The organism is Kangiella sp. HZ709 (assembly GCF_009674675.1).
GTDB lineage: Bacteria > Pseudomonadota > Gammaproteobacteria > Enterobacterales > Kangiellaceae > Kangiella.
Genome location: NZ_WKJC01000001.1, coordinates 1,487,536 through 1,511,537, shown reverse-complemented (window position 1 = coordinate 1,511,537; position 24,002 = coordinate 1,487,536). Strand labels below are relative to the sequence as shown.

Annotated in this window: 22 protein-coding genes; 18 read left to right on the top strand and 4 right to left on the bottom strand. The window is 38.5% G+C overall.

The genetic code is table 11. From position 1 onward, the window contains the following. The first annotated feature begins 63 nt into the window (after positions 1–63). Both GJS41_RS07020 and GJS41_RS07015 read left to right on the top strand, forming a co-directional pair. Positions 64–1,929, top strand: a complete 1,866-nt coding sequence (locus GJS41_RS07020; RefSeq protein ID WP_154246573.1) for a GGDEF domain-containing protein — start codon at positions 64–66, stop codon at positions 1,927–1,929. A 175-nt stretch (positions 1,930–2,104) separates the two neighbouring features. Next, a complete protein-coding gene (locus GJS41_RS07015; RefSeq protein WP_154246572.1) occupies positions 2,105–4,390 on the top strand; it encodes a M14 family zinc carboxypeptidase in 2,286 nt (761 codons plus the stop codon). A gap of 72 nt (positions 4,391–4,462) precedes the next feature. On the opposite strand, the gene GJS41_RS07010 is transcribed toward GJS41_RS07015, so the two are convergent. After that, positions 4,463–4,936 (bottom strand): Dps family protein, encoded by a 474-nt coding sequence (locus GJS41_RS07010; protein ID WP_154246571.1) that lies wholly within the window; start codon positions 4,934–4,936, stop codon positions 4,463–4,465. A gap of 177 nt (positions 4,937–5,113) precedes the next feature. On the opposite strand from GJS41_RS07010, the gene tusA reads away from it, so the two are divergent. Genes tusA through GJS41_RS06995 form a run of 3 tightly spaced genes read left to right on the top strand, consistent with a single transcriptional unit; the run spans position 5,114 to position 6,166 of the window. Further along, entirely contained in the window at positions 5,114–5,368 is a 255-nt protein-coding gene (gene tusA, locus GJS41_RS07005; RefSeq protein ID WP_154246570.1) for a sulfurtransferase TusA, read from the top strand. Positions 5,369–5,373: 5 nt separating this feature from the next. After that, on the top strand, positions 5,374–5,946 hold the full coding sequence (locus GJS41_RS07000) for a DUF1285 domain-containing protein (protein ID WP_154246569.1): 573 nt from the start codon (positions 5,374–5,376) through the stop codon (positions 5,944–5,946). Between the two features lie 4 nt (positions 5,947–5,950). Beyond that, on the top strand, positions 5,951–6,166 hold the full coding sequence (locus GJS41_RS06995; RefSeq protein WP_154246568.1) for a hypothetical protein: 216 nt from the start codon (positions 5,951–5,953) through the stop codon (positions 6,164–6,166). Here the strand turns inward: GJS41_RS06995 and GJS41_RS06990 are convergent. After that, entirely contained in the window at positions 6,156–6,716 is a 561-nt protein-coding gene (locus tag GJS41_RS06990) for a DNA-3-methyladenine glycosylase I (RefSeq protein WP_154246567.1), read from the bottom strand. The genes GJS41_RS06995 and GJS41_RS06990 overlap by 11 nt on opposite strands. Before the next feature lie 148 nt (positions 6,717–6,864). Between GJS41_RS06990 and glyQ the strand changes: the two genes are divergently transcribed. From glyQ to GJS41_RS06960, 6 genes are all read left to right on the top strand, one after another. Further along, the gene (glyQ, locus tag GJS41_RS06985; protein ID WP_370515678.1) at positions 6,865–7,794 is read left to right on the top strand and encodes a glycine--tRNA ligase subunit alpha; all 930 of its coding nucleotides are present in this window, start codon (positions 6,865–6,867) and stop codon (positions 7,792–7,794) included. Then, entirely contained in the window at positions 7,794–9,854 is a 2,061-nt protein-coding gene (gene glyS / locus GJS41_RS06980; protein ID WP_154246566.1) for a glycine--tRNA ligase subunit beta, read from the top strand. Before glyQ ends, glyS begins: the two co-directional genes overlap by 1 nt. Before the next feature lie 24 nt (positions 9,855–9,878). Beyond that, positions 9,879–10,427, top strand: coding sequence for a D-glycero-beta-D-manno-heptose 1,7-bisphosphate 7-phosphatase (gene gmhB, locus GJS41_RS06975; protein WP_370515677.1), 549 nt, complete (start codon positions 9,879–9,881; stop codon positions 10,425–10,427). Further along, positions 10,402–10,812: a hypothetical protein gene (locus tag GJS41_RS06970; protein ID WP_154246564.1), complete on the top strand. Its 411-nt coding sequence runs from the start codon at positions 10,402–10,404 to the stop codon at positions 10,810–10,812. The genes gmhB and GJS41_RS06970 overlap by 26 nt, the downstream gene beginning before the upstream one ends. Further along, the gene (locus GJS41_RS06965; RefSeq protein WP_195758353.1) at positions 10,805–11,563 is read left to right on the top strand and encodes a sugar nucleotide-binding protein; all 759 of its coding nucleotides are present in this window, start codon (positions 10,805–10,807) and stop codon (positions 11,561–11,563) included. Before GJS41_RS06970 ends, GJS41_RS06965 begins: the two co-directional genes overlap by 8 nt. A gap of 82 nt (positions 11,564–11,645) precedes the next feature. Next, on the top strand, positions 11,646–12,389 hold the full coding sequence (locus GJS41_RS06960; protein WP_227551265.1) for a YdiY family protein: 744 nt from the start codon (positions 11,646–11,648) through the stop codon (positions 12,387–12,389). Between the two features lie 67 nt (positions 12,390–12,456). Here GJS41_RS06960 and GJS41_RS06955 read toward each other — a convergent pair whose 3' ends face one another. Then, a complete protein-coding gene (locus GJS41_RS06955; RefSeq protein WP_154246562.1) occupies positions 12,457–12,996 on the bottom strand; it encodes a gamma carbonic anhydrase family protein in 540 nt (179 codons plus the stop codon). Between the two features lie 163 nt (positions 12,997–13,159). On the opposite strand from GJS41_RS06955, the gene GJS41_RS06950 reads away from it, so the two are divergent. Genes GJS41_RS06950 through GJS41_RS06940 form a run of 3 tightly spaced genes read left to right on the top strand, consistent with a single transcriptional unit; the run spans position 13,160 to position 17,515 of the window. Next, positions 13,160–15,592 carry a bifunctional diguanylate cyclase/phosphodiesterase gene (locus GJS41_RS06950; RefSeq protein WP_154246561.1) on the top strand — a complete coding sequence of 811 codons (2,433 nt, stop codon included), beginning with the start codon at positions 13,160–13,162 and terminating at the stop codon, positions 15,590–15,592. Positions 15,593–15,629: 37 nt separating this feature from the next. After that, positions 15,630–16,511: a RimK family alpha-L-glutamate ligase gene (locus GJS41_RS06945; RefSeq protein ID WP_154246560.1), complete on the top strand. Its 882-nt coding sequence runs from the start codon at positions 15,630–15,632 to the stop codon at positions 16,509–16,511. Between the two features lie 8 nt (positions 16,512–16,519). Next, positions 16,520–17,515: a TraB/GumN family protein gene (locus GJS41_RS06940; protein WP_154246559.1), complete on the top strand. Its 996-nt coding sequence runs from the start codon at positions 16,520–16,522 to the stop codon at positions 17,513–17,515. Between the two features lie 60 nt (positions 17,516–17,575). On the opposite strand, the gene gorA is transcribed toward GJS41_RS06940, so the two are convergent. After that, positions 17,576–18,928, bottom strand: a complete 1,353-nt coding sequence (gene gorA / locus GJS41_RS06935; protein WP_154246558.1) for a glutathione-disulfide reductase — start codon at positions 18,926–18,928, stop codon at positions 17,576–17,578. 122 nt (positions 18,929–19,050) lie between these two features. On the opposite strand from gorA, the gene hldE reads away from it, so the two are divergent. From hldE to prlC, 4 genes are read left to right on the top strand one after another with little or no spacing between them, the layout of a single operon-like run. Continuing rightward, the gene (gene hldE / locus GJS41_RS06930) at positions 19,051–20,469 is read left to right on the top strand and encodes a bifunctional D-glycero-beta-D-manno-heptose-7-phosphate kinase/D-glycero-beta-D-manno-heptose 1-phosphate adenylyltransferase HldE (RefSeq protein ID WP_154246557.1); all 1,419 of its coding nucleotides are present in this window, start codon (positions 19,051–19,053) and stop codon (positions 20,467–20,469) included. A gap of 2 nt (positions 20,470–20,471) precedes the next feature. Further along, positions 20,472–21,545, top strand: coding sequence for a CDP-glycerol glycerophosphotransferase family protein (locus GJS41_RS06925; RefSeq protein WP_154246556.1), 1,074 nt, complete (start codon positions 20,472–20,474; stop codon positions 21,543–21,545). Then, positions 21,536–21,940: an adenylyltransferase/cytidyltransferase family protein gene (locus tag GJS41_RS06920; protein WP_154246555.1), complete on the top strand. Its 405-nt coding sequence runs from the start codon at positions 21,536–21,538 to the stop codon at positions 21,938–21,940. The genes GJS41_RS06925 and GJS41_RS06920 overlap by 10 nt, the downstream gene beginning before the upstream one ends. Positions 21,941–21,942: 2 nt before the next feature. Continuing rightward, on the top strand, positions 21,943–23,982 hold the full coding sequence (gene prlC / locus GJS41_RS06915; RefSeq protein WP_154246554.1) for an oligopeptidase A: 2,040 nt from the start codon (positions 21,943–21,945) through the stop codon (positions 23,980–23,982). The last annotated feature ends 20 nt before the right edge of the window (positions 23,983–24,002 follow it).

Below are 24,002 nucleotides of genomic sequence, written 5' to 3'. Positions count from 1 at the left end.
ACTATAGTGTAAAGTGGTTTTATAGCGTATTACCTTACTTTTATTTTGGAAGGAATCTACCAAGTGTCCCGACTAAAGCTACTAACTTTTTTGGTTTGTATCTTTTTTGCTTCTTTTGCAGTAGCAAATGAAGAGACATTATCGCAATTATACGACTTATCTAATTTATCCATTACTGAGAGCTCAACCGAAGAGCATTTGGCTGAAATCAATCGAGTTGCACTTCAAGATCCTAGCGATCAGAGGGTGATGGCGTTATCAAATATATTAAAAGCCCATTACTATTTAACGCAGGAAGATTTTAATAAAGCAAGAGAGTTTTTGATTAAGGCAAAACCCTTGGTCGATCTTATTCAATCTGACAAGCTAACCAATGAATACCTCTTTGCCAATATGTTTGTATTACGGTCCAGTAGCGAGATCGATGCGGCTATAGAAATTGGCGAAACGCTTTATAAAAAAGTGATGGAAAGTTGGCCCAAGCATAAACTAAGTCATTTAGTACTTGAGCAAGCCTACCTTAAATCGTTTAAATACAAATACGACGAATCGCTGGATTTATTAAAGCTGGCCTTAGATTATTCTTATGAAAGCAATGATCCTTTTCAAGTTGCAGAAACTTATAATTTATTTGGCATCATCTATTCAGAATTAAACGATGAGTCCTCGGCCAATGAATATTATAAAAAAGCAGTTGATATAGTAGAGCTGCATCCTGGCTTATCGCGAAATACTTATTTATATACAAATTTAGCTGACTCGTATCGAGTGTTAAAAGATTTTGATGATGCTTCATTTTTTTTAGACAAGTCAGAAAAATTAGCCAAAGAAGATGAAGATGTTGCAGGTTTGGCTTTTTCTTACCAGATGCGCAGTCGTTTATTAGTAGACCAAAAGGATTATGCCAATGCTTTGAATTATTTAAAACAGGCGCAAGAAATCTCCGATAAAATAGGTGAAAAATTATTTAACTATGAAATCCATTCGGAACTAGCCTATCTCTATTTAATGATGGATCAGTTAGATAAAGCAGAGGAACATTTAGATATAGCGGCAGCTAATGACAGTAAGCAAAATGACTCCGATAAGTTTTATATGGAAGGTATTCGTTCCAGTATTTTGTATGAAAAAGGTTTATATAAGGAAGCATACGATAAGCTGGAGGAGTCTTACGAAAACTATCGGACTCAATTTAATGATGATTTAGTTCGCGTATCAAATTTATCACGTGAACAGCTAGACCAAGCGCAGTTAAATTTTGATAACAAATTGTTGGCTAAAGAAAATGAATTAACCGCTAAAAACATGAAAGAGAGTGAGCGCTTTAATTTATTATTATGGATTTTAATTGGGCTTTTATTACTTTCCGCAATAATATTAATTGTATATATATACCGTTATCGTCAATTAGCGATTAGGAATCGTCATTTAGCCTATACAGATAATTTAACAAGATTACCCAACCGTCGTCATGTATTTCTACAAATTGAGGAATATCATAAAAAAAGTAAACACTCTTCTTTTCAGTATAGTGTGATAATTTTTGATATAGATCATTTTAAAGGGATTAATGATCGTTTTGGCCATCATATTGGCGATAAAGTTATTAAAGCAACTAAAGATATCTGCGAAAGCACGTTATCTGCGTCGGATGTGGTAGGAAGAATAGGTGGAGAAGAGTTTTTGATATTACTACCTAAAACCAATGAAACGGAAGCTTATAGGGTTGCAGATAAAATTCGCGAGCAATTTGAAAATTATGACTTCGGTAATTTAGCTGAAGGTTTAAAAGTGACAGCTAGCTTTGGTGTCGCTGAAGTTCGTACAAGCGATCAGAATGTTGATGTTTTGATTAATCGTGCAGACAGGTTAATGTATGAAGCTAAAAACACCGGTCGAAATCGTGTGATGGCCCGCTCTACCATTTAAATACCTGAGAAACTCAATTCAAAAGATTTATTCTGAACAGCAGATTGCTAGAAATGATGAGAACTGGTGCAATTTGCTACAAAAAACACCTAGAAAATTCAATAGTTTATCCTATAAGGTAAACCTCCATAAATTTCCAATGCGGAATTAACCCTAAATTTGTACTGAGAATATTATGAAAAAGATAATTTTTGCATTATTGCTGATAGCTACAAGCCAATATGCAACTGCTGCGAATAGTATAGAACGGCAAATAGAAGACTTTCTTAATGATCTGAATCCGGTTTACAAAGTGAAGGCTCCTAGTGAGGCATTATTGAATAAAGCTTTAGTTAGCTTTCATGCTGAACTGCTTGAAGCGGATAGAGATAACTTAACCATTACCTTTAGTTTAAATCCCGAACAGATTAAGCAACTTGAAGAGTTCGGTTTCTCAGTGGAAGCATTGCCCAGCTGGAAGAAAAGCTGGAAAAAACAGTGGCAATCGAAGCAGCAACCGCAATTAAAAAATGAAATAAAAATGCCAGGTATTTCTGGCTACGAATGTTATTCAACAGTTGAAGAGACTTTCAGTAAAGCACAACAGTTAAGTCAGACTTATTCGGGAATAGCGCAATGGATCGATATTGGTGATTCTTGGGAAAAAACAGCGGGGATCGGTGGCCACGATTTAATGGTATTAAAAATCACTAACCGCTCAATAGGCAAGCAAAAACCTAAGTTGTTTATTCATAGTGCTATGCATGCTCGTGAATATACGACCGCCGCATTGACCTTAGATTACGCCACCCAGTTAGTCGAAGGCTATGAAACCAATGCAGACTATCAGTGGATTATTGACAACCATGAAATACATGTACTTTTCATGATGAATCCAGATGGGCGTAAAAAAGCTGAGCAAGGAATTTTATGGCGCAAAAATACCAACCAGAATCATTGTAGCGCTACCAGTAATAGTCGTGGTGCTGATTTAAATCGTAACTTCTCCTGGTTCTGGAATACGACCGCCAATGGCTCCAGTGGTAATGCTTGTGACGCAACTTACCGAGGTCCAACCAAAGCATCCGAGCCAGAAACTCAAGCCGTGGAAACCTATATTAAAAGTATTTTTCCTGATCAGCGTGGACCTGGCATCAATGATGCAGCGCCCGCTTTTACAAAAGGTATGCACATAGATGTACACAGCTTTAGTGAATTAGTACTTTGGCCTTGGGGGCATACTGCGGTTGAAGCGCCAAATGCTAATGAGTTGAAAACTCTAGGCCATAAGCTTGCTTATTGGAATAACTACAACCCTATCCAATCAGTTGGTTTGTATCCAACTGATGGGACTAGTGATGATATTAGCTATGGTGAGTTAGGAATTCCACACTATACTTTCGAGTTGGGTACAGCATTTTTCCAAGATTGTGCAACCTATGAAAACACTATTAAACCAAACAACCTTCCTGCTTTGGTATATGCAGCAAAAGTAGTTGAGGCTCCTTACCGCCTGCCATTTGGACCAGATATTGAAGGGGTTACTTTAAATGGTGCTACCAATGCGCAAGTTGCTGCGGGGGAAACAGTAACTATTGTAGGTAATGCGAATGATGGCCGTTTTAAAGACGCTAATGGGGTAGTCATACCAAGACAAAATATTAAGGCGGTAAGTTACTTTATTGATGAGTTGCCTTGGGACAATAGTGCTATAGCAACTACTTTAAATCCGTCAGACGGTACTTTTGATAATGATTTAGAAGCGTTTAATGGGTCAATTGATACTAGCGCTTTATCTGCGGGCAGACATCTGGTGTATTTCCAAGCTGAAGATACTGACGGCAATAAGGGCGCGCCTTACGCAGCATTTTTAACCATTGGTGCCAATCAAGCACCGAATGCTGCCTTTAGCGTTGATTGCCAAGGCTTATCTTGTAACTTTGATGCCTCAACTTCTACTGATGATGGTAGCATTCAACAGTACAGTTGGGATATTGATGGCACTGCAGCTAGTGGTCTAACGACTAGCTATAGCTTTACTGAAGAAAAAGCTTATAACGTTAACCTTACAGTTACTGATAATGGCAGCCTATCTAATAGCAGTTCGCAAGTGGTAGATACTAATCAAGCGCCTAGTGTTGATTTTAGTGTGAGCTGTAATAATCTTAGCTGCTCATTTGATGCTTCTGCTAGTAGTGATTTAGTGGGAGGCATTACGAGCTATCAATGGGACTTTGGTGACGGTTCTCAAGCAATGGGTGAAACAGCAAGTCGCACCTTCGCGCAAGCGGCAACGTATAATGTTAAGTTAGTGGTAACGGATGATGAAGGTGATACAGCGGAGCTCACCAAGCCAGCAACCGCAACCAGCGCTAATCCTCCTCCAGAGGAACCAAGTTCTGGCGGTGGTGGCGGAACTTTTGGTTGGTTGATCTTATCTTTATTATTAGGCGGAGCCTTAATTAGGAAGCAGAGACTATAAAACGTATTGAACGATTAATAAAAAGGGTAGCTTAGCTACCCTTTTTTGATGGCCTATCAAATGAATGCACTATTACTCTAAATGAGCGCGTAACATCCAAGCAGTTTTTTCATGGACTACTAAGCGATCGGAAACCAAGCTAGCTGAAGATTCATCATTTGCCTGATCGGCTAAAGGTAATATTGAGCGTGCAGTCCTTACTAAGGTTTCATGACTTTCAACTAAATTCTTTAGCATAGTGTTGGCATCTATATTGCCTTGTACTTCCTTAATTTGTGTTAGCTTAGAAAATTCTGCATAGGTGCCTGGAGCTAGCAGACCCAGAGCGCGAATTCTTTCAGCAATATCGTCAACTGCCACGGATAACTCGGTATAATGTTGCTCGAACAAAGTGTGCAAAGATTGGAAAAAAGGCCCAGTGACATTCCAATGAAAATTGTGGGTTTGTAAATATAAGGTGTAGGTATCTGCTAATAATCTCGACAAGCCTTCGCCCACTGCGATGCGCTGAGATTCATCTATACCAATATTAATCGACTTACTCATAGTGTGTTTCTCTCTACTCTTCATATGATTCCATTATAGAGCCATATATCGATAGGTAAAATCGAATATTACTAATAAATCGATAGTTTTATAAAATCGAATAGAAAATGATGATTGATTCTTTAGAATAAAAGACTAAAATTTGCCCACCAAAACTGGCTTGGCTAGAATAGCGCTATGAGTAGAAACCCATTTGAAACGTTTGATCGTGAATACGATGCTATCGGCCTGCGTTGTCCCGAGCCAGTAATGATGGTTCGTTTAAATGTACGCAAGATGCAAGATGGCGAAGTTTTGTTAGTATACGCCGATGATCCATCGACTACACGTGATATACCTAAGTTTTGTACTTTTATGGATCACCAGCTGTTGGCCAGTGATACTGAGTCGGTCCCTTATCGATATTTGATCAAAAAGGGTTTGGCCGCTTAATTTCAATGAATAATAAAAGCGATTTGAGTGCCTTATTTTCACAATTGAATCAAGCTGATTCAAACTCTCGCAAGGGCTTACCACCGGTTGACCAATGGGATCCAGAATTTTGTGGTGACATGGATCTAGTCATTAAACGTGATGGCAATTGGTATTATCAAGGGACTCCTATTGGGCGAAAGCGATTAGTAAAGCTTTTTTCTACCGTATTAAAAAAAGAAGGTGACAATTATTACTTAGTAACCCCTGTCGAAAAATTAGGTATTCAAGTAGAGGACAAACCCTTCTTCGTGATTAGAATGTCCCAGCACAATACGGATCAGGGCAATATCATTGAACTTGAAGATAATTGTGAGAATAAAATACTATTGACGGATCCAGCGCAGTTTTGGGTAGAAGTCGATTCTGCAACAGAAGAGCCTTCTCCCTACGTATGCGTAAGAAAAAATCTGTCAGCATTAATACATCGTAATATTTTTTATGAGCTGGTTGATTTGTCAGAAGAAAATTTGATAAATGGAGCCAAGCATTTCGGTTTTTATTCTGCGAATCAATTCTTTAGTTTAGGTAAAATTTAATAAGATGATTAGGGTTGAGAAAGTTCCTAAAGTAACCTTCTACTGTTATTTAATATCAATCGGTTTAATTTCTTTGGTGATGGCTGAGCAATTTCTAGGTTGGCAATGGTTTAGTCGCGAGAGTAAAATTACCATTCTGGTGATTGCCGCCATTATCGGCGTTTCTGGTTCGATCTATAGTATTGCAAAACAATTAAGCCGTTACTTATCTAAGAAGTAGTCTTATAAAAGTCGCAGTCGGTGGTGTGATCATTAACCATCCCACAAGCCTGCATAAAGGCATAACAAATAGTACTGCCGACAAACTTAAAGCCGTCCTTCTTTAACTGCTTCGACATGGCGTCCGACTCAGGGGTATTGGATGGCACTTGCGAGCGATCTGTCCATTGATTTACGATTGGTTTGCCATCAACAAATTGCCAAATATAGTCACTAAAAGTTTGTTGTTCTTTTATACGCAGATAGTTTTGAGCATTGACGATAAAAGCATTCACTTTAAGCTTATTACGAATAATCCCAGGGTCATTTAATAACTTTTCGCGCTTTTTATCTGTATATTTAGCGATTTTAGCGGCATCAAAATTATCAAATACTTTACAATAGTGAGCGCGCTTTTTAAGAACAGTAATCCAGCTAAGACCAGCTTGAGCGCCTTCCAAGCAGAGCATTTCAAACAACTTTTGATCGTCATAAACGGGTAGCCCCCACTCAGTATCATGATAATCAATGTATAAAGGGTCATCAGAAACCCAAAAACAACGTTTGGTCATAGTCAGTACTCCGAAATTATTTGCTATTTTTTACCACAAATTGTTGAGAAAGGTTAGAAAATATAAGGATATACCGTATAATTTCGCTCTTTGAGCGAATAGATTAACAGCTGGAGCTTGTTTTCAGCTTAAGGCGATTATTGTGAGTATCGGTAACGAAAATACAAAAACATTCCAAGGGTTAATTTTAACTCTACAAAACTATTGGGCTGAACTAGGTTGTGTTATCCAACAGCCACTCGATTTAGAAGTTGGCGCGGGAACATTTCATCCTGCTACTTTCTTGCGAGCTATTGGCCCAGAGCCATGGAGTGCAGCTTATGTTCAACCTTGTCGTCGCCCTACTGATGGCCGCTATGGTGAAAACCCGAATCGCTTACAACATTATTACCAATATCAGGTGGTGATCAAACCATCTCCCTTGGACATTCAAGAGATGTATCTAGGTTCAATGAAAGCTTTAGGCTTAGATCCGCTAGAGCATGATATTCGCTTTGTAGAAGATAATTGGGAATCACCGACTTTAGGTGCTTGGGGTTTAGGCTGGGAAGTATGGCTCAATGGCATGGAAGTAACTCAATTCACCTACTTCCAGCAAGTTGGAGGATTGGAATGTAAACCAGTGATGGGCGAAATCACCTATGGCTTAGAAAGAATTGCTATGTATTTACAAGGAGTGGATTCAATTTTTGATTTGGTTTGGACCGATGGGCCTTTGGGTAAAGTCTACTACCGCGACGTGTTCCATCAAAATGAAGTGGAACAGTCGACCTATAATTTTGAACACGCTAATGTGGAGAAGCTTTTTGAGTTTTTTGATTATTGCGAAAGTGAGTGTGCCAGCTTAATGGAAAATAACCTACCGTTACCAGCGTATGAAATGGTTTTAAAGGCATCCCATGCGTTTAATCTTTTAGATGCGCGTCATGCTATTTCAGTAACAGAACGTCAGCGCTTTATATTACGGGTAAGAACTTTGGCTCGCTCGGTGGCAGAAAGCTACTATGCAGCTCGGGAGGCGTTAGGATTTCCAATGCTAAACAATGGCCCGCTGAGTAGCCGACAGGAGAGCAAATAATGAATAAGCAGGATCTATTATTTGAACTTGGTACAGAAGAGTTGCCGCCTAAAGCATTAAAAAAATTAAGTCATGCTTTGGTCGAAAATATTAAAATAAATTTAGCGACAAATGATTTAGCATTTGACGCTGTGTTTGGCTATGCATCACCAAGACGCTTAGCAGTTATTGTGGAAAATTTAATTACGGCACAGCCCGATAAAAATGTTGAACGATTAGGTCCAGCAGTCGATGCCGCATATGATGATGCCGGTAATCCAAAGCCCGCTGCGGTGGGTTTTGCAAAATCATGCGGAGTTGAAGTATCAGACTTGCAAAAGATAGATACCGATAAAGGTCAAAGATTGGGTTTTTCAATTGTGCAAAAAGGTCAAGCTGTAAGTGAATTAATTGAAGATATTATTAACTCAGCATTGAAAAAACTACCAATCCAAAAAGCTATGCGCTGGGGTGATCGCAGTGAACAGTTTATTCGTCCGGTACACTGGGCAGTATTAATACATGGCGAAACAGTTTTAAAAGCGAAAGTTATTGGTGTTGAAACAGGCAATGTAACTTATGGGCACCGCTTTATGGCGCCTGCTGCGATTGATTTAAAATCAGCTCGCGATTATTTGCCTGCACTAAAAAGCGCTAAAGTTGAGGTTAACTATGAAAATCGAAAGCAAGCAATTAAATTGCAAGTGGAGGCCGAAGCTAAAAAAATTGGTGGTATTGCACAAATTGAAAATGATTTGCTAGATGAAGTTACTGGTCTAGTAGAGTGGCCAGTGGCGCTTACGGGTAAATTTGATAACGAATTTTTGCAAGTACCAAGTGAATGTTTAGTATCATCCATGGCAGAGCATCAAAAATACTTTCACGTTTTAGATGCTGAAGGGAGTTTATTGCCAAACTTCATTACCGTAGCGAATGTTGAGAGTTCCAATCCTGAAGTGATTGTCAGCGGTAATGAAAAAGTAATTCGTCCGCGTTTAGCTGATGCTAAATTCTTTTTTGATACTGATAAAACAGCAACCTTAGAAAGTCATCAGGCTCATCTTGAAAAAGTGGTTTTCCAAAAAGATTTGGGCTCTGTTCAGGATAAAGCAAAGCGAGTTGCTAATATTGCAAAATCTATTGCGAAACAAATAGGTGCAGATGAAGCGCAAGCAGAAAGGGCTGGTTTAATTTCAAAGTGTGATCTATCCACGAATATGGTAGGCGAGTTTGATAAGTTACAAGGGATTATGGGAACTTATTATGCGCGACATGATGGTGAAAATGATAATGTAGCCATAGCAATGACAGAGCAGTATTTACCGAAGTTTTCCGGCGATAAGTTGGCAAAAAATCCAGTCGGACAAGCGTTAGCAATAGCAGATCGAATTGATACTTTAGTAGGAATCTTTGGGATTGGACAAATACCAAAAGGCTCTAAAGATCCTTTTGCACTGCGCCGTTCTGCGATAGGTTTGATAAGAACTCTTGTTGAAAATAATTTGGAATTAGATCTAAAAAAATTAATTAACAGAGCGGGAAGTAACTTATCCGGAAAGCTGAGCAATGAAGATGTAGAAAGCGATGTTTTTGAATTTATTTTAGAGCGATTCAAAGCTTGGTATCTAGAGTCTGGAGTCGATGCTAGTACTATTAATTCAGTGTTAACCTTAAAGCCATCAAGTCCAGTAGATTTTGATGCTAGAATTAAAGCGGTAAAATTCTTCCAAAGCTTACCTGAAGCTGAGAGTTTATCTGCAGCAAATAAGCGAGTAAAAAATATCTTAGCTAAAGCAGATGTTGAAGTGCCAAACCAAATAGATAGTTCTTTATTACAAGAAGCCGAAGAGACTATTTTAGCTGAAACTATTTCTGATGCTGAAAATAAGCAAGCTACTTTGCAAACGTATCAACACAAACTCGAACACCTTGCCAGTTTAAGAAATGCAGTTGATGCCTTTTTTGATAAGGTAATGGTTAATGCAGATGATGAAAAGGTGAAAATGAACCGTTTAGCTATGTTAGCAAAGTTAAAAGCTTTATTTGGTTCTGTAGCTGATATCTCTTTATTACAGAATTAGATTTTTATGATCGATTGGCCGAAAATTAAAGTAATAGTTCTGGATCGTGATGGTGTTATTAATCACGATTCAGACGCTTACATTAAATCAGTTGATGAGTGGATCCCCATCTCAGGCAGCTTACAAGCGATAGCCGATTTAAATAAAAACTTTAAGGTTGCCATTGCTACTAATCAGTCTGGAATTGGTCGTGGCTTTTATGATGAAAAGGTATTGCATCAGATGCATGATAAAATGTCTGCGATGCTTAATGATAAAGGCGGAAAAATTGATTTTATAGAGTTTTGTCCACATCATCCTGATGATGGTTGTGATTGCCGTAAACCTAAAACCTTAATGCTGGAAAATATCGCTGCTTATTTTGATGTTGATCCCAGAGAAATGCTTTTTGTAGGCGATTCAAAATCCGATTTTGAATGTGCACAGAATTTTGACTGCAACTTTATTCTAGTCTTAACAGGGAAAGGTTTAAAGACTTTAGAGCAATTAGCAAGCAAAACGCTTATTGTTGAAAAAAGCTTACAATCCACTTCTGAAGGTGTTTTTAATGGGTTACTACAAAAACAAGTTTAAGGCCAATGACCCTTTTGGTAATCCTGAACATGATAAATTAACCAGTTGGCTCTTTATAGGCGGAGCCTTGCTAGCTTTGGTCGTATTTGTTTCTTCATCACTCAGTTGTGACTTTTGTTATCGAGGAGAATCTTGGCAATTAGCGATTCCGACACTATTGGGAGTTGCAATAGTAAATGTTTTAAATTTTTTTGCTGTTTCAAATGAGTTAATGAAAATGTTAGTTATGGTCGCCCTAGTACTTTTGGCAACATTTTTGTTAGTCGTGATAATTCCGTTTATAGATACAAATTTGATAGCATTTTTTATTGCATTGGTAGCCCTGAGTTGCTATTCGGGAGTTGGCGTTTATCTAGTAATAAAGTCGATGGATGACTATGGATAGCTTAATTATTGGTGCCGGCAAGTTAGGTAAGCGTTTCTACCATTATTTAAAAAAAAATCAAAAGTCGGTTGTAACCTTATCTCGTTCTAAAAAAAAATGGTCAACGCATCACATTCAATATGACCTCTTAGGCTCATCAGAAATATTGTCCAAACTGATAAAATTCTCAACAATAAATACTGTTTTCATTGTTTTGGCACCTACGAATCGGAATCCTCAAGATTATAGAAATATATACATTGAAGGGCTTGAGAATATTTTGTTGCAACTTGCTGAGCAATATCCAGAAGCTCATTACACATTGTTATCTTCTACTAGTGTTTATGGTAAACAACAATGTGGCTTGCTTGATGAAAAAGTACAACCGGAGCCCGATAACTTTCGTGGCGAAATTTTATTAGAAGCAGAACAAAATTTTAAAAAGCTATGCAATAACTTTTCAATAGTAAGAGCAAGCGGACTCTATTCTAAAGAAAGAACGAGATTTGTCATGAGTCTGTTAGCTAAAGAAAAAGCAGAAGACCCCAAATGGTTAAATATGATCCATGAAGATGATTTATGCCAATGGCTAGAAGCTGCGGCTAATAATCAGTGGCCGTTATCGATAGCAAGTGACGGCGAACCTTTGCAACGAAGTCGGCTACATAGCTTAGAAATTGACATGACCAATTATCGAGAATTTAAAAGTCAATACTTACATCAGTTATCATTAAAACACTCGTCTTTTGCTGATTGGCTAAAGTGCCAATAACAACATAGAATTTTACAATTATTCATACTATTTTCAGCTATTGATTGATAAAATTGCGGCATCAATTCAGAGAGGAATTATTATGAAAGTAACAAAAAAGATTACGAAAATCACATTGGCGGTTATTGCTGGCTTATCAATGGTTTCAGCTAATGCATCAGGTTTATTAGGCGACGCTCCTGAAGATGGCTCTAAGGGTAATTTAGATTTTGGTTATGTAGCAACTTCAGGCAATACGGATACAACGAGCCTGAATGGTGGATTCAATTATGTCACTCGAATCAGCGCACCTTTTGCGATGGGTTTTGTCGTGACTGGTTTAAACAATGCCACAGACGATGTACGTTCTGCAGAGAGGTATACATTTGCTTGGAATAATCGCTATGACTTGTCGGAAAATGATTTTTTATATGGCACCGTCGACTATGTAAATGATTATTTCGGAGCTTATGATTATCAAGCTGGTATTTATGCAGGTTATGGTCGTCAAATTTTTGCTGATGATTCTGGGCATTTATCGTTAGGTATTGCTGCAGGTTATCGTATTAATGCAGCCTTTGTTGGTGAAGATGAAAAAGAAGGCGTTATTCGCAGTGACTTAGACTATGCTTATAAAATTTCTGATACTGCTCAATTCACACAAAAGTTGACTGCAATTTTTGGAGAAGAAGTTGATACCTATACATCTGAGTCAGCGCTTACTGCAAAGTTATCTGATAGTTTAGCCCTAAAAGTGGCTTACCTGGTTAATCATAACTCTGTAGTGCCAGTGGGAACTGATAAAACTGATAGCACAACTTCAATCGGAGTAAGCTATAGCTTTTAAAGTTTTATGTTTGAAATTAAAAAGCCATCATCTGATGGCTTTTTTTATGTTTGTTTTTTTAGTGATTTTATAAATCACTATCTTCTAGGTGCTCATTTTTGATATTGACGTAATTGTTCGCGGAATATTCAAAAAAACCTAGTTCTTCATCAGTCAACTTTCGAATTTTTCTAGCCGGAGAGCCGACCCAAAGGTAACCACCTTGTAACTCTCTGCCTGGCGGTACTAAACTATTAGCGCCAATAATCACATGTTCTTTGATAATGGCGCCATCCATAACGACTGCACCCATTCCAATTAGGCAATTACTTTCGATGGTGCAGCCATGCAGTATGGCTTTATGGCCAATGGTGACATTATCACCAACATTTAAACTAAAGCCACCCGGATCAAAGGGGCCATCATGGGTCACATGACATACAGTCCCATCTTGAATACTGGTACGCTTGCCAATTCTAATGGCGTGCACGTCACCACGTAGAACCGCCATTGGCCAGATCGAGCTATCTTCACCGATGACGACATTACCCAAAACTAAGGCAGTAGGATCCACAAAAACCTTGTTGCCAAGTTTGGGTGTAAAGGACTTATAACGGCGTATTGTCATAGGGTTGGCTAAAAAATTGTAATTTTGCCTATTTTAACGACAAAGTGAGGCTGCGGGAACCGTAAAGTGCTACTAATTTTTGGACATTGTAAAACACCTAGTTTATGCTTATCCAGGTAATTTTGGAGCTAAATAAAGTTAATTAAAGGAAAATTAAGCGTTGATGCCTAACACCCCGCCTATTCCAGAGTCGTTATTGCAGACTATTTGTCAGCAAGACTATACTGCTATTCTGGTTTGTAACCGTGAGGTTGTAATCAAGGTTTTTAGCCATAATTATTCTTTGTCGGCTTCCAAGTTGATGGGGCTAGAGTATAAAAACTGGCTACCTCAAGAGTTGATAGAGGGAAAAACGAAACGTTCAATTGTCAGCTTGCCTGATCTTGGAAGTAATGACCAATACGTCGCTTCGATGATTAACTTGCCCAAAGGAAAAACCTTATTTGAACTAGCTATTACTTTACAACCGGTTCCCTCAAATTTACTAAATGATGCTGCTAAAATAGAAAAAGCTAACATATTCCAAAAAGATGTCTTTGAGCAGCTACCCGTCTGCCTTTTTCATTTAAATTACAAAACAAAACTCTTTACTAAAGGTCTAGCTGATTACGCACAATTACTCGGTTATACAGAAGCCGAAATTGAGAAAATGCCTGATGGAATTTTTACGCCGATTCATCCGGATGATATTGATGCTGTTCTCGAACAGAGAAATACTCTGATAAATGCAGAAGACGGAACTTTGGCGAGTGTTAAATTTAGGGTGCAATGCAAAGATAACTCCTGGCGGTTGATCCAGGCAAATAGTGCGATTTACGAGAGAGATGCTAATGGAAAGCCTATTAGTGGAATCGGGGCTTTGTTACCACTCTATCAATCGGTAAACGAGTATGAGTCGTTACAGCAACAAGAAAGATATTATAAAAAATTAGTTGAAAATAGTTACGACTGTATTTTAGTGTTCGATAAAGATTTTAAAGTTACTTACATGTCTCCTTCAGTGACTAAACTTTCTGGTTATACGGAAGAGGATTTAATAGGGAAGACCTTTACGCCGTTTATATATGATGAAGACCGTGAGGAATCCGCCAAGCACATTAAAGAAGTTGCGGGAAACTCTGGCATGCTTTCGGTTATTGAAAGAAGAATTGTGCATAAAAAAGGTCATATCATTTGGATTGAATCAAGGCTCGCAAATCATTTAGATGATCCTGCCATTCAAGGCGTAACGATTAATTTTCATGATATTACTGAGCGTAAAAAGTCTGAAAAGAAGATTCATAATTTAGCGAATTATGACCCTTTAACTGAACTTCCAAACCGTTACTTATTAAAAAAGCGCTTGTTAAAAGGTTTGGCTGACGCAAGCAAGAAATCTAATAAATTGTCATTAATGTATATTGATCTGGATGGATTTAAAGATATTAATGATTCATTAGGGCATACGGTTGGCGACGCTTTACTAAAAAGTGTGGCGCAAACGATACAGAGTTGTTTACGTGAAACTGATACTTTAGCCAGAGTTGGCGGAGATGAGTTTGCGATTGTACTACCGGATTCAAGTGAGAAAGAATCCGGCGCGATAGCCACGAGAATTCTCGAGCAGTTTAGAACGCCGTTTAAAGCAGATAAGCATAGAGTCCAAAGTGGCGCCTCGATTGGAATTAGTATTTATCCTAAGCATACTGAAAAATCAGAAGATCTTTTTCGCTTCGCTGATATCGCTATGTATTCTGCCAAGAAAGATCGAAATTCTTACGAGTTTTATGAAATCAAGCACACCGAGCGTGAAAACCGCCGCCGTTCAACTGAGAAGAAATTAAAGTTAGCAATAGCCAACGGCGATTTGCGCCTTTATTATCAACCGCGGGTAGATATTCAAACTGGAGCTATTAAAAGCGTTGAAGCTTTATGCCGTTGGTATGACCCAGATTCTGGTGATGTCTCGCCTGGCTTGTTTATTCCTATTGCTGAAGAGTCCAATTTAATTAATGACTTAAGTCGATTAGTTACTGATATGGCATGTCGTCAGGTAAATGAGTGGCGCAATATGGGTATTGATACTAGCGTTGCTTTAAACTTATCCATTAAGGATTTAAAGAACTTTAATATTGTCCGTCAATTTAACGATACTATGTCGATGTATAACATTGAAGGTAGTTCGCTTGAGGTTGAGATTACCGAAAGTGCGGCTATGACTGATGTTTTGAATACGGTAAAGATCTTGAATCAGTTTAAGGAATTGGACATTAAGCTATCTATCGATGATTTTGGTAAAGGCTATTCCTCGCTCGCTTATTTGAGTCAATTGCCGGTTGATAATTTAAAGATTGATATGTATTTCGTATCTCAATTGGGCAGTCAAAAACGTGATCGTTTGATAAATGTGAATATTATTCGAAGTATTATATCATTAGCCCAAAGTTTAGATCTGCATACGGTGGGTGAAGGTATTGAAACGGTTCAGCAGATGTCAATTTTGAAATCCTTAGGCTGCGATATGGGACAAGGCATGCTCTACTGCCGCCCTATGTCGTCGAACGCCATTACTGATATATTAAAGCAAGGTCGTATTTCTTTTCCCAGCCAAGTTTAATAGAATCTAACAAAATCACTACTTTATTGGCATTACTATGGCAAGAGTTGCTATTGCTTCTTGTAAAGATCTTCCTGACTGGGAACTTGATGATCAACCTTTTTTCCAGACCTTAACGGAATATGGTGTTGAGTATGAAATTTTACCATGGGACTCAGCAGTGGATTGGTCGCAATACGAAGCTTGTTTAATCAGAACCACTTGGGATTATCAAGAGCGATTTGAAGAGTTTACCCAATGGTTAGACAATGTTTCACAACAAACTACGCTTCTGAATTCCAAAGCAGTAATGTTATGGAATAGCCACAAGAGTTATCTAAAAGATCTAGAAACAGCCGGAATAACCATCGCCCCATCTCATTGGTTAATGCATGGTGTCGAATATGATGCTCGAAGCATAATGCAGCAGCATGGCTGGACAGAAGGTTTTATTAAGCCTCTAATTGGTGCTAATGCTAGAGAATGCTGTCGTTTTGCAATGACTGCCGAGGGTATATCTGAAGCGCAATCGCATATCGATAGGTTGACTCCAAATGAGGATTTGGTAATGCAACCTTACTTAAAAAGCGTAGAAGAGTTTGGCGAAACTTCAGGTATATTTTTCGCCGGTGAGTTCAGTCATGGCACGCGAAAAGTACCAGTAAAGGGAGATTTCCGAGTGCAAGATGACTATGGCGCAAAAGATTATCCTTATCAGTTAAACGATCAAGAGCTAAAGCTAGCGAAGCAAGCTTTAGATTGGGTCAATGAAAAGTTTGGTTCCTTACTGTATGCGAGATTGGATTTTTTACATGGAGAACAAGGAGAAGTATATCTGAATGAGATGGAATTAATTGAACCTTCTTTGTTTTTTAGGCATGGTGGTCAACAAAGTTGCAAACTATTAACTGAAAAATTATTACAAAGATTGTCGAATTAGGAGAGGTCATGAAAAAAATTATTTATGTATTATTATTAATCGCCATTATTGTGGGCGGCTTTTATTTTTTATCGGATGTGTTTAATAAAACTAAGACGGTAACAGAGGAAGTTACTGAGCAAAAAAGCACTAAAATCAAAGAAAACGCCGATAAAAAAATGGTTGACCAAGCAAACGATAAAGACAGCCAACAAACATACACGCCGGCAATGTGGAAAATCGAACATAAAGGTAAAACCTCTTATTTGTTTGGTTCAATTCATGTGGGTGAAAAAGATATGTACCCTCTGCCTGAAAATGTTTTACAGGCGTTCTCTGAAACGGAAGTGTTAGCTGTTGAAGCTAACATTGTTAATGTGAATCAAATGGAAATGGCTCGAATGGTTCAAGAGATGGCAATGGATCTGGAAAATCCGTTACCAACAGTGTTGTCGGACAAAACTCGAGAACAGTATGAAGTCTTTTGTGAGAAGCAAACTTCAACTTGTAATTTGGTGAAAATATTTGAACCTTGGATGGCGGCTATGACCATTGAAGCGATGAGCGTTATTCAATTGGGCTATTCAGAAGATTTAGGGATTGATAAGTTTTTTATTAATGGTTCGAAAGAAAAAGAAATTGTTGAATTAGAATCTTTGGAAGGTCAATTGAAATTATTAGATGGCATGCCAAAAGAACTACAAGATTATATGGTGCTTGGCGCTGTTACCAAAGATGCTAATGATTTTAAAGACTTAATGCAGTCTTGGAAAACTGGTCAAATGGAACAAGTGATGGCGCAGGCTGAAGCGGACTCAAAGGCTATGGGTATTCCAACTGATGTGATGAATGAATTTAATGACCTCTTCTTATATAAGCGTAACAAGGTTATGGCCGATGGTATTGCTGCTCAAATGGAGCAAGGGAAGTCTGTATTTGCGGTAGTGGGTGCTGCCCACTACGCCGGGAAAAATAGTGTACAACAATATTTAGAAGAAAAAGGTTTTACTATAGAAAGATTATAAAATATCAAGGTATAAAAAAACCCTGACTATCAGGGTTTTTTTATACCTATTTTGAGTAAACTAGCGCATCGTAACAAACTCTTCTGCCGAAGTAGGATGTATTGCTACGGTGTTATCAAAATCAGCTTTGGTCGCCCCCATTTTTAAGGCTACTGCAAATCCTTGCAATATTTCATCCATGGCAAATCCTATGCCATGGATGCCGACGACTTTCTCTTCATCACCAATACAAACTAACTTCATCTTCGTCGCCTCGCGGTGATGTGTTAAGGCTGAGTACATGGCTGTAAAAGATGATGTGTAAACTTTAACTTGCGCATTACCATATTCATCAATGGCTTGTTGCTCCGTTAAACCAACGGTTCCAATTGGAGGGTGGCTGAATACTACGGTAGCAACGTTACTATAATCCAAGTGTTCGTCTGTTTTATCATTAAATAAGCGCTCTGAAAGGCGTCGGCCAGCCGCAACAGCAACAGGAGTAAGAGCTAAGCGGCCTGTGTTATCACCGATAGCGTAGATACCGGAAACATTGGTGTTTTGATATTTATCAGTGATCACAAAATTATTCTTATCGAGTGTCACATCAGTATTTTCTATGCCAATATTAGAATTAGCTGCCTTGCGACCTACTGCCCAAACTACTTGTTCAACTGGCCCTATGCTTTTGCCATTTTCCAGATGAACGATAAGTCTACCATCAGCATCTTTTTCGATTGATTTTGGAATGCTTTGGGTATGTAGTGTCGGACCTGATTCGGCCATAATCTCAACTAAAGTATCAGAGATTAATTCATCGAATTCACGCAAAGGTTTGTGCTTACGAACAATTAAGTCGGTTTTTGTACCAAGCGCATGGAATACCCCGGCAATCTCAACCGCAATATAACCAGCACCAATGACGGCGACACTCTCGGGTTGTTTAGTCAGTTCAAAAAAGCCATCAGAGTCGATTCCGTATTCGGCACCGGGGATTTGCGGGATGAAAGGATAGCCGCCGGTGGCAATAACGATATGATCAGCGGTATATTGCCTGCCATCTACTTCAAGGGTTTTATCGTCTACAAAACGCGCGAAGCCTTTGATCACATCAACTTTATTGTTGGATAACACACGATCGTAACTTTGGTGGATTCGTGAAATATAGGCTTGGCGAGAATCGACTAATGTTTGCCAATCAAACTGCATATCTTTATAGCTGAAACCATAATCTGCAGAATATTTAAAAGCTTCGGCTATTTGCGCACCGTACCACATAGCTTTTTTGGGGACACAGCCAACATTGACACAAGTTCCGCCCAGATCTTTTGCTTCAATAATGGCGCATTTTGCACCATGCATGGCAGCACGGTTGGCGCTAGCGATACCACCACTGCCACCGCCAATGGCGATAAAATCATAATGTTTGGTCATAACATTTTCTCGTGATTAATCAATAAGGTTTATTATACGTATTTAACTGCTTTTAGCGTTAAAATGTTACAAAATGGACTGAAAATCGTTATGATTGAGCATATTTTTTTCATAGAGCATTTATGAGCATAAAAATACCAGATTTTTCGAAAGCTAACATATTAGTGATTGGCGATATCATGCTCGATCGGTATTGGTATGGTGATACCTCGCGAATTTCTCCCGAATCACCAGTTCCTGTGGTCAACGTAGCAGACGCTGAAGACAGAGCAGGCGGCGCTGCAAATGTTGCCATTAATATTGCAAGTTTAGGTGCGCAAGTAACTTTATGCGGCATTACTGGCGATGATCCGGAAGCCGATCGCTTAACAAGTATTTTGAAAACTAATAATGTAACTTGTGTTTTTGAGCGCCGTAATCATCAAACCACTATTACAAAGCTTCGAGTGATTAGTCGTAATCAACAATTAATCCGCTTAGACTTTGAAAAAGATTTTTCCTTAACTAGCCCGCTAAATCTAGAGCAAACGGCTTTAAGTTTTTCTGACTATGATGCACTGGTGTTATCGGACTACAATAAAGGTACTTTAGCGCAGGTTGAAAAAATTATTGCAAAGGCAAATGCAGAAAAATTAGCAATAATTGTTGATCCTAAGGGTAGCGACTTTAGTAAATATAAAGGTGCTACTTTGCTGACTCCGAATCAATCAGAGTTTGAAGCGATTGTCGGTAAAGTTGTGAATGATCAAGACTTGGTGCTAAAAGCTGAAAATTTAAAGCGCGACTTAGATCTGGTTGCGCTGTTAGTAACTCGAAGTGAGAAAGGAATGGCTTTAGTTGAATCAGAGAAGCCGCCCTACTTTCAACCAACACAAGCAAGAGAAATCTCCGATGTTACTGGCGCTGGAGATACAGTCATAGCAACATTAGCTGCGACTTATGCTTGCAGTAAAGATTTTGTATTAGCTAGTAAGTTAGCAAATCAGGCTGCAGGTATTGTCGTGAGCAAGCTGGGAACGGCAACTACCAGCACTCAAGAGTTAGAGCGCTCCTTTGCGCTGGAATATGCACCTGAGCAAGGCGTCGTAGATGAGAAACAATTATTGGCCTTGATCGAAAATGCTAAATCATTAAACGAAACCGTTGTTATGACAAATGGTTGTTTTGATATTTTACATCCTGGTCACGTAGCATATTTAAAAGAGGCGGCGAGTTTAGGGGATAGATTAATAATAGCAGTTAATAGTGACGAGTCTGTTAAGCGATTAAAAGGCGATGCAAGACCCATTAATCCTGCAAGTCATAGAATGGAAATGTTGGCATCTTTAAACGGGGTAGATTGGGTGGTTGAATTTACTGAAGATACACCACAAAGAATTATTGCTGAATGCTTGCCTGACGTTTTAGTTAAAGGTGGGGACTATCAAGCTAATGAGATCGCTGGCTATCAAGAAGTTACCACTAATGGCGGGAAAGTGCAGATTCTTCAATTCAAAGATGGTTATTCGACCACTAATATTATTAATAAAATAAAGGCTTAGCATTGAAAGTCGCATTTTATGTTATGCACAATTATTACTGGCCGCATTTTGAACCGGTAATTAATGAGTTAGTCAGTAGAAATTGTTCCGTTGTAGTCGGCCTTTCACAACAGCCAAGTGACCAGTTTATTGAAAAGCTAGAGAGTTATCATGGATTGCAGTATAAGGTATCCAAAGACTATAGCATGGGTCAGTGGTATCAATACTTTAATCAGTTTAATCCTCAATGGTTATTTTTTGGCAATGCTACCTCGACGTTAGATGGACTTGATAAAGGGACAAAAACAGCATTGATACAGCATGGAATTGGTCCTAAGTCTGTTTATTACACAGTTTCAGATTCGCCAATAAAGTATCGATTCGTTGAAAGTGAACATCGGCTAAGTAAATTAAAAGAGATGTTCCTGGATAAGGTGTTTATTCTGAGCGGTTATAGCAAATTAGATCCATTAGTTAATGGCGAAATATCACCAACGATAGTATCAAGCTTTGATGCTAATAAGCAAACCATACTCTACGCGCCCACCTTCTATCCTAGCACTGTAGATAATATGCCCGATGATTGGCCTGAGCAATTTGCAGATTACAATATTTTAATCAAACCTCACGGCTTTTCTTATAGTAAGAAAAAGTACCAGTCACATCGAGAGAAGTTTCAAAAGTGGCAACAATATAAAAATGTTTATGTTGCACCTGCAGAAGATCAAGACTTATTACCTTATATGTTAAGCGCCGATTTAATGATGAGTGAATATTCATCTGCACTCTTTGAATTTGCTGCGATTAACAAACCAGTATTGATTTGTGAATTTGTAAAATTAAGATGGTCGTATCGAGGTGTTTTTAGTTACAGAATGAAAGCCAGGGTAGATTCAGAGTTCGAGCGATATAAAAGCATTGGGACGAAAGTTCCTAATTTTTCGAGTTTATTGGAAATGACACAATCATCGCTTAATAAAGATCAAAATGATAACGAAAATAGAAAGCAACTTATTAATGAAATAGTAGGCGATGTTGATGGTAAAGCTTCACAGCGTATCGTCGATTATCTTTATGGAGAAACAGAATGCGCATAGTTACTTTTGGTACTTTTGATGTTTTTCATGTAGGCCATGTAAGCATATTAGAAAGAGCTCGTTCACTGGGTACTGAGCTGTATGTTGGGGTTTCTTCAGATGAGCTAAACTTTTCAAAAAAAGACCGCTATCCAATCTATTCCGAAGAAGATCGGATGCATATTGTAAGCGCTCTAAAGAGTGTCGATTTTGTGTTTTTAGAACAGTCGCTGGAATTGAAAAGAGAATACCTTTTGCAGTATAAGGCCGATGCGTTAGTCATGGGTGATGACTGGCAAGGAAAATTTGATGAATTTAATGATATTTGCAAAGTAATCTATTTACCCAGAACGCCGTCCGTATCAACCACAGAAATTATCGAAGTCGTAAAACACGTAACTGTAAAAAGTAGTTAACTATGAATCAATTATTGAACCTTAAAACATTACCACCATTTTCAGATATTAAACCATCTCATATGCAGCAAGCTATCAAGATAATTATCGATGAAAGCCGTGCTGCAATTAACGAATTAATTAAAAAGCAAAGCAAAGAAACTATTAGCTGGGAATCTTTTATAGTCCCGATGGAAGCTATTAGCGATCGTTTAGATCGAGCTTGGTCACCGATTAGTCATATGAATGCTGTGGTTAATAGCGACGAAATCCGAGAAGCCTATAATGCTTGTTTACCATTGTTGTCAGAATATGGCACTGAAATGGGCCAGCATCAGGGCTTGTTCAGTGCGCTTCAAACTTTAAATGATAAGGCAAAAGAATTAGGACTAGATAGAATACAGCAGAAAATTTTACAAGACGACTTACGCGACTTTAAACTATCGGGTGTTTCTTTATCGGATGAGAAGAAAGAACAGTATGGCAAATTGCAACTTAGGATGTCTGAGTTAACTTCTAAATTTGATCAGAACCTTTTGGATTCTACTATGAGTTGGCATAAAGATTTGGCTAGCGCTGATGAGCTTGCCGGCCTACCAGAATCTGCTATAGCGGCGGCAAAGCAAACAGCGGATAATAATGACGTCGATGGCTATCGCCTTACGCTTGAGTACCCTTCTTATTTGCCTGTGATGATGCATGCTGATAACCGAGAATTAAGAGAAGAGGTTTACACAGCTTTTTGTACTCGTGCTTCTGATCAGGGCCCGCATGATGCTCAATATAATAATTCAGAATTAATGCCTGAGATTTTAGAGTTAAGACACCAGCTGGCACAGCTATTAGACTTTAACTCTTATGCAGATTTATCTTTGGCTACTAAAATGGCCAATACTTCAGAGGAAGTTTTTAGTTTTCTTATAGATCTAGCGCATAAATCTAAAACGCAAGCTAAATCAGAAATGCAGGAGCTACAAAATTTTGCACAAAAAGAATATGGTGTAGACGATCTACAGGCATGGGATCTTGCTTATTACAGTGAAAAGCTAAAAAAGAAAAAATATAACATTTCACAAGAAGAACTGCGTCCTTGGTTTCCTGAAGATAAAGTTATTGAAGGAATGTTTGAGATTACATCACAATTATTCTCTATAAGTTTTAAAGAGCGCCAAGATATAAACACTTGGCATCAGGATGTTCGTTTCTATGATGTCCTTGATCAAAATAATCAGCATATCGCTAGTTTTTATTTAGACTTATATGCGCGTAAAAATAAGAGGGGCGGTGCTTGGATGGCCGATTGCATCGGTCGTAGAATTAACCAAGGCAGTGTCCAGATACCAGTAGCCTTCTTGACCTGTAACTTTAGTAGCCCAGTAGGTGATCAACCAGCACTATTCACTCATGATGAGGTCACTACCCTCTTCCACGAATTTGGTCATGGTTTACATCATATGTTGACCACTATTGATTACGCTTCGGTTGCTGGAATTAATGGAGTCGCCTGGGATGCGGTGGAATTACCGAGTCAGTTTTTAGAAAATTTTTGCTGGGTTGAAGAAGGCCTTAATAAAATTGCTCGTCATTATAAAACCAATGAAAACTTACCTAAAGAAATGTTGGCAAAACTTCTGGCAGCAAAAAATTTCCAGTCAGCTATGCAAATGCTTAGACAAATTGAATTCGCTTTATTTGATTTTCGGATTCATGATGGATTTAAGGCTAAAGCTGCTGAAGATATTCAGCAAATGCTGGATAAAGTTAGAGGTGAAGTTGCAGTAGTGCAAACCCCGGCTTTTAATCGTTTTCAAAATGGCTTCAGTCATATTTTTGCTGGCGGTTATGCAGCGGGTTATTATTCTTATAAATGGGCCGAGGTTTTATCTGCAGATGCTTTTGCGCGGTTTGAAGAGGAAGGTATTTTCGAGCCTAAGGTGGGCAAAGATTTCTTAGAGGCAATTTTACAAAAAGGTGGCTCTGAAGAGCCTGCTATCTTGTTTAGAGATTTTAGAGGCCGGGAGCCGTCGATAGAGCCGTTGTTAAAACATTCAGGAATTCAATAAAAAAGGCGCGAAAGCGCCTT

What these genes read in the sequence shown, in the direction of transcription:
- GJS41_RS06995 (WP_154246568.1), top strand. Translation starts at nt 5,951, where the DNA reads ATGATTAGGGTTGAGAAAGTTCCTAAAGTAACCTTCTACTGTTATTTA.
- GJS41_RS06920 (WP_154246555.1), top strand. Translation starts at nt 21,536, where the DNA reads ATGCGCATAGTTACTTTTGGTACTTTTGATGTTTTTCATGTAGGCCAT.
- GJS41_RS07015 (WP_154246572.1), top strand. Translation starts at nt 2,105, where the DNA reads ATGAAAAAGATAATTTTTGCATTATTGCTGATAGCTACAAGCCAATAT.
- glyS (WP_154246566.1), top strand. Translation starts at nt 7,794, where the DNA reads ATGAATAAGCAGGATCTATTATTTGAACTTGGTACAGAAGAGTTGCCG.
- GJS41_RS06990 (WP_154246567.1), bottom strand. Translation starts at nt 6,716, where the DNA reads ATGACCAAACGTTGTTTTTGGGTTTCTGATGACCCTTTATACATTGAT.
- tusA (WP_154246570.1), top strand. Translation starts at nt 5,114, where the DNA reads ATGAGTAGAAACCCATTTGAAACGTTTGATCGTGAATACGATGCTATC.
- GJS41_RS06955 (WP_154246562.1), bottom strand. Translation starts at nt 12,996, where the DNA reads ATGACAATACGCCGTTATAAGTCCTTTACACCCAAACTTGGCAACAAG.
- prlC (WP_154246554.1), top strand. Translation starts at nt 21,943, where the DNA reads ATGAATCAATTATTGAACCTTAAAACATTACCACCATTTTCAGATATT.
- GJS41_RS07010 (WP_154246571.1), bottom strand. Translation starts at nt 4,936, where the DNA reads ATGAGTAAGTCGATTAATATTGGTATAGATGAATCTCAGCGCATCGCA.
- GJS41_RS06965 (WP_195758353.1), top strand. Translation starts at nt 10,805, where the DNA reads ATGGATAGCTTAATTATTGGTGCCGGCAAGTTAGGTAAGCGTTTCTAC.
- hldE (WP_154246557.1), top strand. Translation starts at nt 19,051, where the DNA reads ATGAGCATAAAAATACCAGATTTTTCGAAAGCTAACATATTAGTGATT.
- GJS41_RS06940 (WP_154246559.1), top strand. Translation starts at nt 16,520, where the DNA reads ATGAAAAAAATTATTTATGTATTATTATTAATCGCCATTATTGTGGGC.
- GJS41_RS06945 (WP_154246560.1), top strand. Translation starts at nt 15,630, where the DNA reads ATGGCAAGAGTTGCTATTGCTTCTTGTAAAGATCTTCCTGACTGGGAA.
- gorA (WP_154246558.1), bottom strand. Translation starts at nt 18,928, where the DNA reads ATGACCAAACATTATGATTTTATCGCCATTGGCGGTGGCAGTGGTGGT.
- GJS41_RS06960 (WP_227551265.1), top strand. Translation starts at nt 11,646, where the DNA reads ATGAAAGTAACAAAAAAGATTACGAAAATCACATTGGCGGTTATTGCT.
- GJS41_RS06950 (WP_154246561.1), top strand. Translation starts at nt 13,160, where the DNA reads ATGCCTAACACCCCGCCTATTCCAGAGTCGTTATTGCAGACTATTTGT.
- GJS41_RS06970 (WP_154246564.1), top strand. Translation starts at nt 10,402, where the DNA reads ATGGGTTACTACAAAAACAAGTTTAAGGCCAATGACCCTTTTGGTAAT.
- GJS41_RS07000 (WP_154246569.1), top strand. Translation starts at nt 5,374, where the DNA reads ATGAATAATAAAAGCGATTTGAGTGCCTTATTTTCACAATTGAATCAA.